This is a genomic window from Streptomyces sp. NPDC088124 (genome assembly GCF_040685895.1).
GTDB lineage: Bacteria > Actinomycetota > Actinomycetes > Streptomycetales > Streptomycetaceae > Streptomyces.
This window is the reverse complement of sequence record NZ_JBFBJB010000018.1, coordinates 94,115-111,077: the sequence shown is the minus strand read 5'-3', so window position 1 is coordinate 111,077 and position 16,963 is coordinate 94,115. Positions and strand designations below refer to the sequence as shown.

Below are 16,963 nucleotides of genomic sequence, written 5' to 3'. Positions count from 1 at the left end.
CCGAGGTGAGCACGCGCTCGTACGCCTCTCGAAGGTGAGCCGGGCCCGTCAGCCGTTCGGATACAGCTCCGCCCCCAGTCTCGCCTTCAGCATCGTCCACTGCGCGGTCATGTCGTGCACCAGATAGAGGTCACGCCGCCTCGTCCAGATCTGCCCGGACTCGGGATCGTAGGTGCCCGGCATCTCGAAGCCCTCGGGCGCGAACGCCTCCATGTTGCGCCCCCGCGTGGTCAGCACACAGCGCTTGATGTGGTCACGGAATCCGACAACGCCGGCTCTCCCGGGACCACCAGGGCTCCCCTTGCGCGCCTGCTCGATCTGCGCGGCCACCCCGTCGGTGCTCAGGTATGTGATCGTGCCGTCCGCCGCTATCTCGGGCTCGATGGAAACAACGTGGGACATCCGGTACTTCGACTCCAGGAACCGCGCGATCTCCCACTGCGCGAACACCGGCACAGTGCGCTTCGCCCTGATACGGGCGATCGTATCGGCGAGCTGCTCGTTCACCGGGCCCGGCTCGTAGAGCACCTTCGCCGGATCCCCGCCGCCCGCGGGCGCACGGTTACCGAACGCGTAGCCGACAAGGAAGTCGAACGTCTCGACCCGCGCGGTGGGCGGGGACCAGTCGAAGCCGATGTCGTAACTCCAGGGAGCCACACGCCGCGCCGTGGCCCTGTCCTCCAGCTCCCCGGCCAGCACGGCCGCCATGTCACGCTCAAGGCGGGCCCCGCCTGCGCCCGAGTGGTGCCCGGCATCCCCGGCGTAGGCCGGCGTGGCCCCGAACAGGACCGGTGCGCCCGCCGCCACGGACAGCGCGGCGGTGAACTTACGTCGCTCCACGATGATGTGACCTCTCTCGCTCTCGAAGTACCCCTCATGGGAATCAACGCCGGCTCCTTCTCCGGCCGGGGTGAACAGGATGTCCTTCGCACGAACCATGGAAAAACCCTGATGACTCCCCACCGGAACCCGATGAGATGTGTTGCGAGAAGCGTCATCTCTCAGTGCCGCGGGTGCAGCGCTGAGGGGGCTCGCACTCGCACGGAAGCCGGTGTCCGGCTCCGGCGCGGAGCCCGGGCAGCTGTTCGCCGGTGTGCCGCGAGCGCGCTCCGGCTCGGCCGACCGTGACCGGCCGAGCCGGCTCACGTCACCGGCGTCGCTGGTCGGCCCGCAGCTCGAAGTCGCCGTAGCTGTTGTCGACCGGGTTGACTGTGACGCCGGGAGCGACGATCTCGTCGATGGCGTCGAGTACGTCGGCGGAGAGTGTGACGTCGGCGGCGGGCAGGAACGCCTCCAACTGCTCCATGGTGCGCGGGCCGATGATCGCCGAGGTGACGCCGGGGTGGTTGATGACGAAGGCGACGGCGAGCTCGATCAGGGTGAGGCCGGTCTTTTCCGCCAGGACGGCGAGTTGTTCGACGGCGTCGAGCTTGCGCCGGTTGGCAGGGGTGCTCATGTCGAAGCGGGCCGTCGGGCGGGCCGCGGAGGCGGGACCCTCGGCGGTGTTCTTACGGTAGCGGCCGGAGAGCCAGCCGCCGGAGAGCGGGCTGTAGGTGAGGGTGCCCATGCCGTGGCGGCGCACGGTGGGCAGCACATCCTCCTCGATGCCGCGGACCAGGATCGAGTACGGCGGCTGCTCGGTCACGAACCGCTCCAGGTTCCGCTCGCGCGAGGTCCACTGGGCCTCGACGATTTGGGACCCGGCGTAGGACGAGGAGCCGATGTAGCGGACCTTGCCCTGGCGGACGAGGTCGGTGAGGGCGCCGAGGGTCTCGGCGACGTCCGTGTCGGGGCTGGGCCGGTGGACCTGGTAGAGGTCGATGTGGTCGGTGCCGAGCCGCCGCAGGGAGTTCTCGACCGCGCGGAAGATCCAGCGGCGCGAGCCGCCACGCTGGTTGGGGTCGTCGGGGTCCATGGGCATGAAGAACTTGGTCGCCAGGAACACGTCCTCGCGGCGGCCCTTGAGCGCCTTGCCGACGATCTCCTCCGAGACGCCGGCGGAGTACACGTCGGCGGTGTCGACGAAGTTGATACCGGCGTCGAGGGCGCGGTGGATGATCCGGATCGAGTCGGCCTCGTCCTCGTTGCCCCAGGGGCCGAACATCATCGCGCCCAGGCAGAGCGGGCTGACCTGGACGCCGGTGCGGCCGAGCGGACGGTAGCGCATGGGAGTTCTCCTCGTTCTTGTGGTCGTTCGGTCAGTCGTTTCCGGCCGGGACGACCGTGCCGGTGGTCGTCCAGCTGGCGAGCAGGTCCAGGGCCTCCCGCTCCGGCGAGTCCGGTTCGGGGGTGTAGAAGTTGAGGCGCAAGCCGGGGTCGGACGGCAGATCCATCGCTTCGTAGGGCAGCGCGAGGCTGCCGACCAGCGGGTGGCGGAAGTTCTTCACTCCGGATCGGTGGAACTTCACATCGTGGCGGGCCCAGCGGCGGGCGAACTCGTCGCTCTTGGTCGTCAGCTCGCCGATCAGGTCCGTCAGCGCCTTGTCGTGCGGCGCGCGGCCCGTTTCGGTGCGCAGGAAGGCGACCGCGTCGTCGGCGCCCTTGTCCCAGTCGACCCAGAAGTCCTGGGCTGCGGGATCGAGGAACAGGAAGCGGGCGCTGTTGACCGGCCCGCGCTGGGCGAACAGCGGCGAGTCGAAGAGCGGCGCGTACAAAGCGCGTCCCAGGGCGTTGGCGGCCAGGATGTCGAAGCGGGCGTTACGCACGAAGGCGGGGACACCGGTCATCGAGTCGAGCAGCCGCAGGATCGTGGGCCGTACCCGGGATGAGGTCGCGGTGGGCCGCCGCCCGGCAGGGGTGGCAGCACGGGCCAGGTCGTAGAGGTGGGTGCGTTCGGCCTCGTTCAGCTGCAGGGCGTGCGCGAGGGCTTCGAGGACGGAGTCGGAGGCGCCGCTGAGGTTGCCGCGTTCGAGGCGTACGTAGTAGTCCACGCTCACGCCCGCGAGCAGGGCGACCTCCTCACGGCGCAGACCGGCAACGCGGCGGTTGCCGCCGTAGACCGGCAGCCCGGCCTGTTCCGGGGTGATGCGGGCGCGCCGGGTGCTGAGGAACTCGCGGACCTCGGCGGCCAGGTTGTTCCGATCAGTGCCGGCCATGGTCGGGCTCCGCGCTGGTGTGCCACGGCGATCCCAGGCGGCATCGCCGGTGGCGGACGGTGGCTTCGGGGGTGGTCAGTGGCACGGGGAGACTCCTTGGGATCGGCGTGAATCTTGTGCCGGTTTCTCCACGGTAGGTCGCCCGGCGAGGGCCTGCGAGGTACTGCCAGTACCTGGAAGAGCAGTGACTCCCACCTGCACGGCCGCGCGAGGTTTCCTGGAGAGGACCGAGACCAAGGACGCGGCGATCACGCGTCTGACCTCGGCGTTCTACCGATCTGAAGGAGCACCGTGCGCGCAGCACTCATGTACCGAGCCGGTGACGTCCGCGTCGAGGACGTGGCCGCCCCGTCCCTCAAGGAGCCCACCGATGCCGTCGTCCGCATCACCACAGCATGCGTGTGCGGCAGCGACCTGCATCCCTACCGGTCCATGCCCGGCGCGGGCGGCCCGGTCCGGATGGGCCACGAATTCATCGGCGTCGTCGAGGCGACGGGCCGGGACGTCCGGACGGTGACGAAGGGTGACCTGGTCGTCGCCCCGTTCGCCTACTCGGACGGCACGTGTGAACACTGCCGGGCCGGGCTGCAGACCTCCTGCGTACACGGGGGCTTCTGGGCGGTGAACGGCATCGACGGCGGACAGGGCGAAGCGGCCCGGGTCCCGCTGGCCGACGGGACCCTGGTCAAGCTGCCGGTCGGTGCGGACGACGCGCTCATCCCGTCCCTGCTCACCCTCTCCGACGTCATGGGCACCGGCCACCACGCCGCCGTGCGCGGCGGGGTACAGCGGGGCAGCACCGTCACCGTGATCGGGGACGGTGCGGTCGGTCTGCTCGCCGTGCTGGCCGCCAAGCGGCTCGGCGCCGAGCAGATCGTCCTCATGGGGCGGCACACGGCGCGCACTGACCTGGGGCGTGCGTTCGGGGCGACCGACGTGGTCGCCGAGCGCGGCGAAGAAGGCATCGAGAAGGTCCGCGAGCTCACCGGCGGCGGCAGCGCCATCGTCCTGGAAGCGGTCGGACACCGGCCCGCCTATGAGCAGGCGTACGGCGTGGTCCGTGCCGGCGGGACCATCAGCCGTGTGGGCGTACCGCAGTACGAGGAGGCCCCGGTCGGCTTCGGCAGCCTCTTCGGCCCGAACATCACCCTGACCGGAGGCCCCGCTCCGGCCCGCGCCTACATCGAGGAGCTTCTCCCCGACGTCCTCGACGGCCGAATCGAACCCGGCCGGGTCTTCGACCGGACCGTCTCTCTCGACGAGGTCGCCGAAGGCTACCGGGCCATGGACACGCGCGAGGCTCTCAAGGTGCTGGTACGCCCGTGAACAGGCACTCTGTGATCAGCACCGGGGCGCCTCCGCCCGCGTGGACGGCAGCCTGCCCGTCGCCCGGGTGCTCACGGCAACCGATGCCGGGATGGGGCTGGTGACATCGTGACCGCCACCGCGCATCGTGTACCGGCGTCCATGGCGATGCGGCCGGGCAAGGCGCCGGTCCACTCGACGGTGATCCTCACGATCATCTGCGTCAGCTACTTCATGGTCATCCTCGACAACTCGATCGTGTTTACCGGGCTGCCGCAGATCCGCTCCGACATGGGCTTCTCCGAGACCGGTCTGTCCTGGATCACCAACGCCTACGTTCTGGTCTTCGGTGGGCTGCTCCTGCTGGGGGCCCGGGCCGGTGACATGTTCGGCCACCGCAGGGTGTTCCTGTTCTCCCTGGCCGTCTTCTCACTGACCTCGCTCCTGGTGGGGGCCGCGGGGACCCAGGGGTGGCTGATCGCCGCCCGTGCGCTCCAGGGCGTCGGCGCCGCCGTCCTGGCGCCGTCCGCGCTGTCCCTGCTCACGCGCAGCTTCGCCGAGGGCCGGGCCCGCAACCGGGCGATGGCCGCCTACAGCGCGGTCGCTGGTCTCGGCGCCGCTCTCGGTCTGGTGGTGGGAGGGCTCGCCGCGGAGCTGATCTCGTGGCGGGCCGGATTCTTCCTGAACGTTCCGGTCGGCGTTGTGATGATGGTGATGGCCCTGCGGTTCCTGCCCGAGACCGACCGCCAGGGCGGTCGTTTCGATGTGGGCGGGGCTCTGCTGGCCACGCTGGGGTCCACCGCGCTGGTTCTCGGCATCGTGGACGCGGCCGACTTCGGCTGGACCGCTCCAGCCACCCTGCTCCCGCTGGCAGCAGGCGTGGTGATGCTCGGGCTGTTCGTGAGGGTGGAGCGACGAGCCGCGCAGCCGATCGTGCCGCTGCGGCTGTTCGCCGGCCGGGAGCGCTCCGGCGCGTACGTCACCCGGATGCTCTACATGGGCGCGATGATGGGGTTCTTCTTCTTCACCGCGCAGTTCGTGCAGAGCGTCTACCAGTGGACGCCGCTGCAGGCCGGTCTCGCGTTCCTGCCGATGACGCTGGTCAACTTCTGTCTTGCCGTCCAGGTGCCCCGGCTCCTGGAGCGGGCCGCCCGGCCGCTGGTGCTCCTGTCCGGTGTCGCCCTGACCGCGGCCGGCATGGCGTGGCTGAGCCGTCTGGGCCTTCACACGCCCTACCTGACGGGCGTGGCGTTGCCGATGGTGCTCATCGGCGCCGGCCAGGGCCTGACCCTGGCCCCCCTGACCTCCAGCGGCGTCGACGGTGTCGCCCCCCAGGACGCGGGGGCCGGTTCGGGTCTGGTCAACGCCGTGCACCAGATCGGCAGCGCGCTGGCCCTGAGCATCCTGACCGCCGTGGCCGCCACCGTCTCCACCGGCCACACGGCATCCGACATCGCGGCCCGTTCAGGCGCGGCCCTGACCGGCTCCGCCGTCCTGCTCGCCCTGGCCGTCGTGACCGTTTCGATCCTCATCGTGCCCGCACGCGCATCCCGTAAGGAAAGGACCCTGTGATGCAGACCCTCACCCTCAACAACGGCGTCGAGATGCCCGCCCTGGGACTGGGCGTCTTCCAGACCCCGCCCGACGAGACCCGGGCCGCCGTCACGGCCGCCCTCGACCTCGGCTACCGGCACATCGACACCGCCGCCGCCTACGGCAACGAACGCGAGGTCGGCCAGGCCCTGCGCGCTTCCGGCGTGCCCCGCGACGACCTGTTCGTCGAGACCAAGATCTGGATCAGCGACTACGGCTACGACGAGACCCTGCACGGCTTCGACAAGAGCGCCGCCAAGCTCGGTATGGACCGGATCGACCTGCTCATCCTGCACCAGGCGCTGCCGTCCGGCTTCGACAGGACCCTCGCCGCCTACCGCGCTCTGGAGAAACTCCTGGCCGACGGCAAGGTCCGCGCCATCGGCGTCAGCAACTTCATGGTCGACCACCTGACCGCCCTGCTCGACGCCGCCACCGTCGTCCCGGCCGTCAACCAGCTGGAGATCCACCCCTACTTCCAGCAGCGCGCCGTCCTCGACTTCGACGACACCCACAGCATCCTCAACCAGGCGTGGTCCCCCATCGGCGGCATCACCTTCTACCCGGGCTACGGCGAGAACCGCCGAAGTGTCCTCCAGGATCCGGCCGTCACCCGGATCGCCGAGGCACACGGCAAGAGCCCGGCCCAGGTCCTGCTGCGCTGGGGCCTCCAGCACGGCCGCTCGGTCATCCCCAAGTCCACCAAGCGGCACCGCATCGCCGAGAACATCGACGTCTTCGACTTCGACCTCACCCCGGACGAGCTGAAGGCCCTCGACGCCCTGGAGACCGGCCGCCGCGGCGGACCCGAGCCGGCGGCCGTCACCCTGGCGGACTACGGCCGCGCCATCCCCGAAGCCTGACGCCGAACCCCGCACAACCTGCAAGAAGGAACAACATGCCCACCACCGTCCACGCGTTCGGCGCATACGAGGCCGGCCGCTCACCCCCGTCACCATCGAGCGCCGTGACATCGGCCCGCACGACGTCAGGCTCGACATCCTGTACTGCGGCATCTGCCACTCCGACATCAACTTCGTCGACGGCTCCTTCGGCCCGCTCCCGGTCAGCCCGCTCGTGCCCGGCCACGAGATCGTCGGCCGGGTCACCCAAACCGGCCCGGACGTCACCCGCCACTCGGCGACCTGGTCGGCATCGGCTGCATGGCCAACTCCTGCCGCGAGTGCGAGAACTGCCGCGCCGGTCAGGAGCAGTACTGCCTCAAGGGCCACACCCTGGTCTTCGGCAGCCCCGACCCCGCCGAGCCCGGCACCCACACCCAGGGCGGCTACTCCGAGGCGATCGTCGCCCCCGAGGACTTCGTGGTCCGCGTCCCCGAGACTCTCGACCCGGCCGCCGCCGCTCCCCTGCTGTGCGCCGGCATCACCGTCTACGCCCCGCTCAAGCGGTTCGGTACCGGCCCCGGGAGCAAGGTCACGGTCGGCGTGAACGGCGTCGACGGCGGCCAGGGACAGGCCGCCCGCGTGCCCCTGGCCGACGGCACCCTGGTGAGGCTGCCCGTCGCCGAGGACTCCGGCCTGCCCCCGGACCTCCTCACCCTCTCCGACGTGCTGTGCACCGGCTACCACGCCGCCCGGACCGCCGGTGTCCGCCGCGGCGACACTGTCACCGTCATCGGGGACGGCGCGGTCGGGCTCTCCGCCGTGATCTCCGCCAGGCTGCTCGGCGCCGAACAGATCATTCTCATGGGCCGTCACCAGGCCCGCACCGACCTCGGCCGCGACTTCGGCGCCACCGACGTCGTCGCCGAACGAGGCGACGCGGGCGTCGCCCGGGTCCGCGAACTGACCGGCGGCGAGGGCACCCGCAAAGTCCTGGAGTGCGTCGGCCTGAAGGACGCGCTCGTACAGAGCTTCGGTGTGGTCCGCGACGGCGGCACCGTCAGCCGTGTCGGTGCCCCGCAGTTCACCGACGTGCCGTTCGGCTTTGCGGACTTCCTGCGCAACATCACCCTCACCGGTGGCGTCGCGCCCGCCCGGGCCTACATCGAGGAACTCATGCCGCACATCCTCGACGGCTCCATCCGGCCCGGACGCGTCTTCGACCGCACCGTCGCCCTGGAAGACATCGCCGAGGGATACCACGCCATGAACGACCGCGAGGCGCTGAAGACGCTGGTACGCCCGTGACCGCCCGCAAGCCGAACCCCGACGCGGCGGCCGCGCACGAGCGCCTGTTCCCCGGCCACGTCTCCACCCTCGCCGTCACCGACCCGGAACTGATCGCCTACTTCGACGACTTCGCCTTCGACGAGGTACTGCGCCACACCGGCGTCCTGCCGGAGCGCACCCGGCTCATGACCCAGCTCGCCGCGATGATCGCAGTGGGCGCCGTCGCCGAGTACCGGGTGATGCTGGGCGCCGCGCTCACCACCGGTGTCACCCCGGTGGAGGCGAAGGAGATCGTCTACCAGGCGGTGCCCTATGCCGGCATGGCTCGCGTCTTCGACTTTCTGCACGCCACCAACGACGTCCTCACCGAACGAGGCGTCCCACTCCCGCTGGAGGCCCAGTCGACGACCACGCCCGACACCCGCGGGACCGAGGGACTGGACATGCAGAAGCGGATCGTGGGCGCCGACGCCGTCGACACGATGCACGCCGGCGCCCCCGCCGACCAGCAGCACATCCAGCACTTCCTGAGCGCCAACTGCTTCGGCGACCACTACACCCGCGGCGGCATCGACGTGCCCACCCGCGAACTGCTCACCCTCGCCATGCTTGCCGCGCTCGGCGGCGCGGACGCCCAGGTACGCGGCCACGTCGCCGCCAACCTGAACGTCGGCAACGACCGCGCCCAACTCGTCGCCGTACTCACCGGCCTGCTGCCTTTCATCGGCTACCCCCGCACCCTCAACGCCCTGGCCGCTGTCAACGCCGGTACCACCTCGTGCCCTCAGGAGGACGCATGACCGCGCATACCCAGCTCATCACCGGCGTCAGCAGCGGCTTCGGCCACGCACGCGCCACCCACGTTCACCGGGGCCTTCAATGAGACAGATGTGGTAGCTCTCATAATGGTCGCAGCAGCCGCGTTCGAACATGGCAAGGACGAAAGGTTCCCGAGTGAGTGACTGCCCCTTCTGCTTGATCGGCCAAGGCGAGATCGACGCGGACCTGGTCGCATACCGATCGAAGAACGTCTTCGTCATCCCCACTCTCATGCAGCGCGAGAACAATCCAGGTCACACCCTGGTGCTGCCGCTCGCCCACGTGACCGGCCTGCATAAAGCCGGAAGTGACCTTCTGCAGGAAGTCTTTGAGGTCGTCGCGCGAGTGTCGACCGCGGTGAAAGACGCCTACCAAGCTGTCGGAAGCACGATCACGCAGAACAACGACATACCCGGTCAGGTACTTCACCACCTGCACGTCCACGTCATCCCGCGCTTCGACGGAGATGCCTTCCAGATGCCTGATCCCGAAGTATCCGAAGCACCGCGCGACGCTCGGCTCACCCGCGCTTCCTTGTTGCGGAGATCCCTGGCATCCTGACCCGCCGGGGCCTGCACAACCCTTGACGACTGCTCGTCGTCGACGAGTCCTTCGAACTGCACACGCAGACGTTCTCGTCCCGGACGAGCCGGAATCGGAACACCGGCCGTGGTCCGGACGTCGGCTCTCATCTCCGCCTCCGCAGCCAGCGGAGGGAGGCCAGCCCCAGCGCGGTCATCATCTCCACCAGGTTCTGGTCCGCCCCCATGCCCGCAGATGCGACGATCCGGAGCAGGAAGCCGGAGTGCGCGGCAAGCAGGACGTCGATCTGCTCCTTGTCCGCGGCGCGCGTGAGGGGATGGCGTTCGGCGAGTTGCTGGGGGTCCGCACCGCTGAGCGAGGCGCTCGACAGCAGCGTCACCGTGTCGCAGTGCGGCGCGCCGATCCACGCGTGCGGCCAGTCGACGACGAAGACCCGCTGGTCGTGGAGCATGATGTTGAACGGGTACAGGTCGCCGTGTTGCAGGGTTGCGCCGGCCAGCGCCTGTGGGGCCTGTGCCTCCAGGTCGGCCAGGTCGGCGAGGTGGTCGGCCGCCCAGGGGGCCATCGTGCGTGCGCAGCCGGTCGACCGGCGGGCCGCCGCGCCCGGCCAGTGCCCGCCAACCGCCGAGTCGCGGCTCGGCCAGCAGCGTGCGGTCGACCGGTGACGGGGTCAACGCTTCGGTCAGCTCGGCGAGTTCGGCAAGGACCCGGTCGAGTTCGTCGGGGCGCCAGGGCTGCGCGGGCAGCCTTCCTCTGATCTCCTCGTAGACCCCCGCGACCCAGACACCATCGTCGTAGGCGTCCAGCAGCCGGGGCGTCCAGGCAGTGGCGAGTTGCCGCGTGACGGCGATCTCCCTGCGGTGGAAGGCGGACACCGCCGGAGCCCGCTCCGAACTCGCCGCCTTCACGAACATCCGGCGACCGTCGGTCAGCGTCAGCAGCGAAGCCACACCTTCCGAGAATCCACCGGGCTGCCCGGCCGCCGCGGCGACCTCGGCACCGAGCAGGCGCTCGATACCGGCCGCGACATCCTGCGGCACCGCATTCCACGCGATCCGGCGCGTGCCCGTCTGCTGCGGCAACCCGGCCGACGCAGTGGCGTTCCGCGTCTCGCGGGAGCTCTCTGAAATCATCTTGATCCTCGAATCGAAGTGCTACGACTGCCCTGGACTCCCTGACGAGGAGCCACCCCGCCCCCGTCCCCCACACATCCCGGATCTCCGTGAACGCTGATCGAGAAGGTGCCGTCTGCGAACCTCGTCGTCCGACCGTGCGGGTTCGCTCGCACTTCCGGGGCTCAGGTATCGGCCGCGGTGCTGGTGGCGCACGGAGAACACACTACGCAGCGGCTCCCGCGGCCCGGGCCCCCGTGGAGAGCTTCAGCGCCGCACTCCACTACGTACGACGAGCCGCTGAGCGGAGCTGTCGTCGCCCCTGGCGGGCCGAGGAACCGACCGAGCGAGCGCGAGGGTGCTGTTCCGGCGGGCCGGGGGCTCAGTAGCCGCCGAAGCCTCCGCCGCCGTAGTCCCCTCCGATGCCTCCGTAGTCGCTGCCGTGCAAGCCGTACGCACGGCCGTGGCCGGCCGGGGAAGACGGGGGCGGGGGCGGCGGCACCTGCCGGGGGGAGCGCCAGTGGCGCGCGGTGACGGTGGCCCACCAGACGTCGAAAGGGACGGGGTCGTCCGGAATCGAGCACTCCGCCTCCACGCGCCCCATCGCCGCTTCCTCCCATCGCACGTCCGTCAGGCCCAACTCCTCCCGGATTCCGTACAGTTCTCGTTCCAGAGAGCCCGCCGACAGCGGTTGCGCGGACTGACGTGAGGAGGCCGGCAACGGCTGCCCGGTAGGTACGTCGTGGCGGTGCGCCAAGATCTCCGTCCCGCCCCGCTCCTCGTCACCGACGACCGCCCAACCCCACACCTGCCGCCGCGCCAGGTCGTGGCAGCGGCCCGCGCGGGCCTCGGCCACCTGGCGTCGCGCCTCCTCTTCCGCCCGTTCGGCAGCCCAGCGGCGCTCGCGCTCCTCCCGCTCCCTCCCTACCTGCTCCGCTTCGGCGGCCAGGCGCCGCCCGATCTCCGCGCGTACCGGCGCGTAGTGTTCCTCGGCGACTGCCGCCGCTTTCCGGAACCGCTCCGCCGCCCGCTCCTTCCGCCGTCCCGCGCCCGGCAGGTGACGGCCCCTTCCCCGGACGACCGCCCGGTACGCGCCCTCCGCCTCCCGGACCGTGGCGGAGAACTGCTCCGCGGCCGCCCGCCATTCGTCCTGCTCGGCCCGGGTTCCCCGGACGGCGGTCCAGCCGAGCGTGCCCTGGTGCGAGCGGCCGACGGGGTGGTACGAGCACCCCGTCCGCCCCAGCTGCTCTGGGTAGAACGTCACCTTCGGCACGTTGATCACCAAGAGCCGCTGTCCGTCGTCAACCATGAGGTGGTCACCTCCCCACCGACCAGGGTCCACCGTCCCGGCCGCAGAAGGAACAGTGGCGCGCGATCTTCAGGCAACGTTGTGCGGCTACGACCGCCACGAAGCCGGACGGGCGCTCCTCGCCACCGTCGACCTCTACCGCAGATGGTCCGACGCCGGTGGAACGGCTGTGGAACGGCGTCACCACGCCGAGACGCTCGCCGTACGGTACCTCCACGACGTCGTCGCTCAGGGCCGCTGACGGAAGCGGGCCCGTGTAACGGGACATCACCGATGTCGTATCAGCACCGGTCAGCGATATCCGTTGGGTGGTGCGGCAATTGCTTCGAGCACCCCTGTGCGGAGGAGGAGATCCGCCGGTGCTCGGGGTCAGGCGTCGCCGTCGAGCATGGCTGCGGTCAGGATGTTGCCGGCGACGCCCCAGCCGCCGTCGACGACTTCGTCGACGAGGACGACGGTGGTGGGACGGGCGCGCTCACCGTAGATTTCCGCATACAGGTCGGTGGTGCGCTCGACGATCTTCTTCTTGTCCGCTGCGGTGAGGGTGCCTGCGGGGACCTTGAAGTTGGCGAAAGGCATAGCGGTCTCTCCTCGGAGTGGTTTCTTCCGCGGACGCGGACGTGTCTGTTGGTGCCGGTTGCGGTGTCGGTGGTCAGAGGTCGGCCAGGAGTGCTCGCGCCACGGCTTTCGGCCGGCCGCTCACGCCATGCCCCCGTTGGCCCGCAGGATCTGGCCGTTGATCCAGTGCCCCTCGGGGCTGCTGAGGAAGGCGACGACGCGGGCGATGTCCTGCGGGGTGCCCAGCCTCTCCAGGGGCGGGGTCCTGGCGAGCCGCTCGATCTGTTCGGGCGTCTTGCCGTCGAGGAACAGATCCGTGGCCGTGGGGCCGGGTGCGACGGTGTTCACGGTGATGTCCCGGCCGCGCAGCTCACGGGCGAGGATCAGCGTGATCGACTCGACAGCACCCTTGCTCGCCGCGTACGCGCCGTAAGCGGGGAACTGGGTGGCCACCACGGAGGTCGAGAACGCCACGAACGAGCCACCCTCGCGCAGTCGCCGGGCGGCGCTCCGGGCCACGACGAACGTGCCGCGGAGGTTGGTGCGCAGCACGGCGTCGAGAACCCCGAGGTCGAGGTCGGCGATGGGCGACAGGGCGAGTCGGCCGGCCGCGTTCACGACGACGTCGACGCCGCCGAATTCCTGCTCCGCCCGGTCGAACAGCGCGGTGACGGCGTTCTCGTCCGCCACGTCCGCCCGCACGGACACCGCACGGCCACCGGCGGCGGTGATCGCTGCCACCGTCTCCTCGGCGGCCGCCGCGTCGCGGGCGTAGTTCACCACGACGGCCAGCCCGTCGCGGGCGAGCCTCTCGCAGACCGCCCGGCCGATGCCGCGCGATCCGCCGGTCACGACGGCGACCCGCGCGGCTGCCGGTGCGGCTGGCGGCGTATGAGCTTGGTGGTTCGTAGTCATGTCCTCCACGATCCGTGGTCCTGACCAGGTCAACCAGGGGATGTCATCCCCTGGGTCCGTGACCTGGCCGAGCGCAGAATGGGGTGCATGGGTTCTGCGAAGTACACCGAACTGGGTGCCTTTCTGCGCTCGCGGCGCGATCGCCTCCGCCCGGGCGACGTCGGGCTGCCGACCGGTCCCCGGCGCCGCGTACCCGGGCTGCGCCGTGACGAGGTCGCCCAGCTCGCGGGGGCGTCGGTCGACTACTACAACGAACTCGAACGCGGAGCCGGATCCCAGCCCTCCGAGCAGATGCTCGCGGCCCTCGCCAGGGCCCTGCGCCTGACCGCCGACGAACGCGACTATCTGTTCCACCTGGCGGATCGCCCGGTGCCCGTACAGGGCGGAGCCGCCTCGCACGTGCACCCCGGCATGCTCGATCTCCTCGATCGCCTGACATCGACACCGGCTCAGGTGATCACCGACCTGCATGTCACCCTCGTACAGAACCCGCTCGCGGTGGCCCTGCTCGGAGACCAATCCGGGTTCCGGGGCGCTCGGGCCAGCTTCGTACACCGGTGGTTCACCGATCCCGACGCGCGGCGCCTCTACCCCGAAGCCGATCACGAGGTCCAGTCCCGCGCCTTCGTCGCCGATCTGCGCGCGGCCGCCGCCCGACGGGACGCCAGGGACACCGAAGCAAGCTCCATGGTCAGCTCGCTGCTCGACACCTCCCCCGAATTCGCCACGCTGTGGGCCGACCACGACGTGGCGTTCAGGCGGGACGACCGCAAGCGCCTCAACCATCCCGCAATCGGCCTGATCGAGGTCAACTGCCTCAATCTGTTCAGCGAGGACGGCCGGCAGCGGCTGCTCTGGTTCACCCCCGCACTCGGCACCGACAGCGCCGACCTCCTCAGTCTGCTCTCGATCATCGGCACCCAGGAAATCGCCGGGCCGGCACTCGAAGACCCTGCCGGCTGACCGGCCACCTGGGACGTGAACGTGGACTCCCCCGTCTGCCGGGCCCGGCGGGAAGCGTCAGCGATGGCTCAGAACGTTGACCACACGGCCGTTGGGATCGCGGACGAAGAACCGCCGTACGCCCCACTCCTCGTCCTGCAGGGGATGAACGATCTCCGCGCCGCTGTCCCGCATGATCGCGTAAGCCGCCTCCACGTCGTCGACCTCGACGCTCATATCGGGGGTAACCGGGGCGGTTCTGTCGCTGGTCATGACGCTGACCTGCGCTGCCGGACTGGACGGCGAGGCAAGCGTCATGATCCAGCCGAGATTCATGACTTCCTCGAAGCCCAGCAGGCCGTAGAACTCCCGGCTCTCCTGCGCGGCCTCCGACTGAATGATGGGCATGACACGGCGAACGGTCATCGACGGCTCCGGACGAGAACGGAAACGGATCCAGGACTGTCCAGGGGTACTACGGCCCCACCCGTCGGCGCACGTGCTTTCACCAGACGCCCTGGGGCGTGTCGTTTGGAAAACCGCCCTGACCGTCACCGCCCTGGCCGTCACGGCCCCGTCCTCGCTCTCACAGGACTCGTCCCCGACGCGTGACGCCTGCCGCACTTCAGCGGGCGGGATCGCCCGGCGGTGAGCCGGCCGATGTCGCGGGTAGTTCCACAGTGACGCGCATCCCGCCGGCGGGGCGCGGGGTGAGGGTGAGTGTTCCGTCGTGTGCCTGGGTGATGGTTTTGACGATGGCCAGGCCGAGGCCGACGCCCGCGTGGTCGGTGTGTATCCGCTCGGTGCCGCGCCGGAACGGTTCGGTGAGTGTCAAGACGAGCTGCGGGGTGAGCTTCTCGCCGGTGTTCTCGACAGCGAGCACCACGGTCCCGGGGCGGATGCTGGTGGTCACCCACACGGTGCCCTGGTCGGGCAGGTTGTGGGCGATCGCGTTGTGGACGAGGTTCATGGTCAGCTGCAGCAGGAGCGCTGGTGATCCGATCGTGGGGGTGATGTCACCGCGGGTCTCGATGGTGACGCCGTGCTTTTCCGCGAGCGGGAGAAGTGTTTCGGTGGCCTCTTCCGCCACGAGGGACAGGTCGACGGGTTCTCGGGTGAATGACCGCTGCTCGGCTCGGCTGACCAGGAGCAATGCCTCCGTAAGGTCGATCGCTCGGGTGTTGACGGCGTGGAGGCGGTCGATGAGTTCGCCGGCGTCGCGGTGCGGATCGGTGCGGGCCACGTCGAGAAGCGCCTTGGAGATCGCCAGCGGGGTGCGCAACTCGTGAGAGGCGTTGGCTGCGAATCTCCGCTGTTCGGCGACGTGTGTTTCGAGCCGTGCGAGCATCGTGTCGAAGGCGTCGGCGAGTTCGCGGAACTCGTCCTTGCGCCCCTGGAGCCGGATCCGGTGGGAGAGTGATCCGGTAGCGGCGGCGCGTGCGGCGCCGGTGATGCACGTCAGGGGGGCGAGCATACGGCCGGCGAGCAGCCACCCTCCCACGAGACCGAACACGAGCAGGAATGCCAACACCGCGGCTGCTCTCGGAGCGAAAACGCGCAGGAGGTTGGAACGGATGGGAAACACACCATGCGTGGGGGCGTCGGCGGAGACCATAAGCGCGCGCTCGGGAACGTAACGCAGGAGGAACACCCACACCGCGGCGAGCAGGAGGACGCCGGCAATCGTGAGGAACCCGGCGTAGCTGAGGGTGAGTTTGAGGCGAACACTCGTTCCCGGGGCTCTATCCACGGTCTCCTCCCTCCTGTCCGGTGTCGGGCGCTGTGTCGATGCGGTAGCCGACGCCCGGCACGGTGGCGATGATCCAGGGTTCACCGAGACGCTTGCGCAGTGCCGAGACGGTGATGCGTACGGCGTTGGTGAATGGGTCGGCGTTCTCGTCCCACGCGCGTTCCAGGAGATCTTCGGCGCTGACGACACCGCCTTCGGCAGCGACGAGGACTTCGAGCACCGCGAACTGCTTCCTGGTGAGCGCGACATAGCGGCCGTCCCGGTAGACCTCTCTGCGGAACGGGTCCAGCCGCAGACCCGCAATCTCTCGTACGGGAGGCCTGTTGTGGGCACGTCTGCGGTCGAGCGCTCTGAGCCTGAGCGCGAGTTCCCGGAGCTCGAAAGGTTTCGTGAGGTAGTCGTCGGCGCCGAGTTCGAATCCGGAGGCCTTGTCGTCGAGACGGTCGGCCGCGGTGAGCATGAGGATCGGCATGCCGCTGCCGGAGGCGACGATGCGTGTGGCGATCTCGTCACCGGACGGTCCGGGGATGTCGCGGTCGAGGACGGCGATGTCGTAGGTGGTGGTGCTCAGCAGTTCCAGAGCGGTGTCGCCATCACCCGCGATGTCGGCGGCGATCGCTTCCAGACGCAGACCATCACGGATGGCTTCTGCCAGATAGGGCTCGTCCTCGACGATCAACACACGCATGGTGTCGATGCTACGAGTCGGCGCATATCGTCGGCATATCGAGAACCGCATACGTGCCGGCAACACCGTGCCACCTTGACTGGCGGCATGATTCGGCCCCCACCACCGGCGCGGACAAACGGCCCACCGGATTCGGTGGCTCCTTGCCGTCGGCCTGATGATCGTCACGACCGTGATCACCGCGGCCTTCGGCCACCAGGCG

Annotated in this window: 17 protein-coding genes and 2 pseudogenes; 9 read left to right on the top strand and 10 right to left on the bottom strand. The window is 69.7% G+C overall.

Annotation, left to right across the window (positions count from 1 at the left end):
- Positions 1 to 48: 48 nt before the first annotated feature.
- The 3 genes from AB0P17_RS17100 to AB0P17_RS17090 form a co-directional block, all read right to left on the bottom strand.
- Positions 49 to 939: a hypothetical protein gene (locus AB0P17_RS17100; protein ID WP_365811704.1), complete on the bottom strand. Its 891-nt coding sequence runs from the start codon at positions 937 to 939 to the stop codon at positions 49 to 51.
- Positions 940 to 1,147: 208 nt separating this feature from the next.
- Positions 1,148 to 2,167, bottom strand: a complete 1,020-nt coding sequence (locus AB0P17_RS17095; protein WP_365811703.1) for an aldo/keto reductase — start codon at positions 2,165 to 2,167, stop codon at positions 1,148 to 1,150.
- Positions 2,168 to 2,198: 31 nt separating this feature from the next.
- The gene (locus tag AB0P17_RS17090) at positions 2,199 to 3,095 is read right to left on the bottom strand and encodes a helix-turn-helix transcriptional regulator (RefSeq protein WP_365811701.1); all 897 of its coding nucleotides are present in this window, start codon (positions 3,093 to 3,095) and stop codon (positions 2,199 to 2,201) included.
- A gap of 291 nt (positions 3,096 to 3,386) precedes the next feature.
- Here AB0P17_RS17090 and AB0P17_RS17085 point away from each other — a divergent pair, with 291 nt between their 5' ends.
- From AB0P17_RS17085 to AB0P17_RS17055, 7 genes and pseudogenes are all read left to right on the top strand, one after another.
- Positions 3,387 to 4,421 carry an alcohol dehydrogenase catalytic domain-containing protein gene (locus tag AB0P17_RS17085; RefSeq protein ID WP_365811700.1) on the top strand — a complete coding sequence of 345 codons (1,035 nt, stop codon included), beginning with the start codon at positions 3,387 to 3,389 and terminating at the stop codon, positions 4,419 to 4,421.
- A gap of 108 nt (positions 4,422 to 4,529) precedes the next feature.
- The gene (locus AB0P17_RS17080; RefSeq protein ID WP_365811699.1) at positions 4,530 to 5,972 is read left to right on the top strand and encodes an MFS transporter; all 1,443 of its coding nucleotides are present in this window, start codon (positions 4,530 to 4,532) and stop codon (positions 5,970 to 5,972) included.
- On the top strand, positions 5,972 to 6,856 hold the full coding sequence (locus AB0P17_RS17075) for an aldo/keto reductase (RefSeq protein ID WP_365811698.1): 885 nt from the start codon (positions 5,972 to 5,974) through the stop codon (positions 6,854 to 6,856). The genes AB0P17_RS17080 and AB0P17_RS17075 overlap by 1 nt, the downstream gene beginning before the upstream one ends.
- Before the next feature lie 64 nt (positions 6,857 to 6,920).
- Positions 6,921 to 7,264: pseudogene (locus tag AB0P17_RS17070) on the top strand (alcohol dehydrogenase catalytic domain-containing protein); the annotation flags it as partial.
- Between the two features lie 171 nt (positions 7,265 to 7,435).
- A pseudogene (locus AB0P17_RS17065) lies at positions 7,436 to 8,143 on the top strand (zinc-binding dehydrogenase); the annotation flags it as partial.
- Positions 8,140 to 8,925: a carboxymuconolactone decarboxylase family protein gene (locus tag AB0P17_RS17060; RefSeq protein ID WP_365811697.1), complete on the top strand. Its 786-nt coding sequence runs from the start codon at positions 8,140 to 8,142 to the stop codon at positions 8,923 to 8,925. The pseudogene AB0P17_RS17065 and the gene AB0P17_RS17060, both read left to right, overlap by 4 nt.
- Positions 8,926 to 9,079: 154 nt before the next feature.
- Positions 9,080 to 9,505 carry an HIT family protein gene (locus tag AB0P17_RS17055; RefSeq protein WP_365811695.1) on the top strand — a complete coding sequence of 142 codons (426 nt, stop codon included), beginning with the start codon at positions 9,080 to 9,082 and terminating at the stop codon, positions 9,503 to 9,505.
- Between the two features lie 127 nt (positions 9,506 to 9,632).
- Here AB0P17_RS17055 and AB0P17_RS17050 read toward each other — a convergent pair whose 3' ends face one another.
- Entirely contained in the window at positions 9,633 to 10,052 is a 420-nt protein-coding gene (locus AB0P17_RS17050; protein WP_365811694.1) for a phosphotransferase, read from the bottom strand.
- Between the two features lie 929 nt (positions 10,053 to 10,981).
- Entirely contained in the window at positions 10,982 to 11,908 is a 927-nt protein-coding gene (locus AB0P17_RS17045; RefSeq protein WP_365811692.1) for a hypothetical protein, read from the bottom strand.
- Between the two features lie 55 nt (positions 11,909 to 11,963).
- Here AB0P17_RS17045 and AB0P17_RS17040 point away from each other — a divergent pair, with 55 nt between their 5' ends.
- The gene (locus AB0P17_RS17040) at positions 11,964 to 12,149 is read left to right on the top strand and encodes a hypothetical protein (protein ID WP_365811690.1); all 186 of its coding nucleotides are present in this window, start codon (positions 11,964 to 11,966) and stop codon (positions 12,147 to 12,149) included.
- A 128-nt stretch (positions 12,150 to 12,277) separates the two neighbouring features.
- Here the strand turns inward: AB0P17_RS17040 and AB0P17_RS17035 are convergent, their stop codons facing one another.
- On the bottom strand, positions 12,278 to 12,487 hold the full coding sequence (locus AB0P17_RS17035; RefSeq protein WP_365811689.1) for a 4-oxalocrotonate tautomerase family protein: 210 nt from the start codon (positions 12,485 to 12,487) through the stop codon (positions 12,278 to 12,280).
- A gap of 120 nt (positions 12,488 to 12,607) precedes the next feature.
- Entirely contained in the window at positions 12,608 to 13,381 is a 774-nt protein-coding gene (locus AB0P17_RS17030; protein ID WP_365811687.1) for an SDR family oxidoreductase, read from the bottom strand.
- A gap of 87 nt (positions 13,382 to 13,468) precedes the next feature.
- Here AB0P17_RS17030 and AB0P17_RS17025 point away from each other — a divergent pair, with 87 nt between their 5' ends.
- On the top strand, positions 13,469 to 14,344 hold the full coding sequence (locus AB0P17_RS17025) for a helix-turn-helix transcriptional regulator (protein WP_365811685.1): 876 nt from the start codon (positions 13,469 to 13,471) through the stop codon (positions 14,342 to 14,344).
- Between the two features lie 57 nt (positions 14,345 to 14,401).
- Here AB0P17_RS17025 and AB0P17_RS17020 read toward each other — a convergent pair whose 3' ends face one another.
- The 3 genes from AB0P17_RS17020 to AB0P17_RS17010 form a co-directional block, all read right to left on the bottom strand.
- Positions 14,402 to 14,749 carry a VOC family protein gene (locus AB0P17_RS17020; RefSeq protein ID WP_365811683.1) on the bottom strand — a complete coding sequence of 116 codons (348 nt, stop codon included), beginning with the start codon at positions 14,747 to 14,749 and terminating at the stop codon, positions 14,402 to 14,404.
- 199 nt (positions 14,750 to 14,948) lie between these two features.
- Positions 14,949 to 16,073 (bottom strand): HAMP domain-containing sensor histidine kinase, encoded by a 1,125-nt coding sequence (locus AB0P17_RS17015; RefSeq protein WP_365811682.1) that lies wholly within the window; start codon positions 16,071 to 16,073, stop codon positions 14,949 to 14,951.
- Positions 16,066 to 16,761, bottom strand: coding sequence for a response regulator transcription factor (locus AB0P17_RS17010; RefSeq protein ID WP_365811681.1), 696 nt, complete (start codon positions 16,759 to 16,761; stop codon positions 16,066 to 16,068). Before AB0P17_RS17010 ends, AB0P17_RS17015 begins: the two co-directional genes overlap by 8 nt.
- Positions 16,762 to 16,963: the final 202 nt, after the last annotated feature.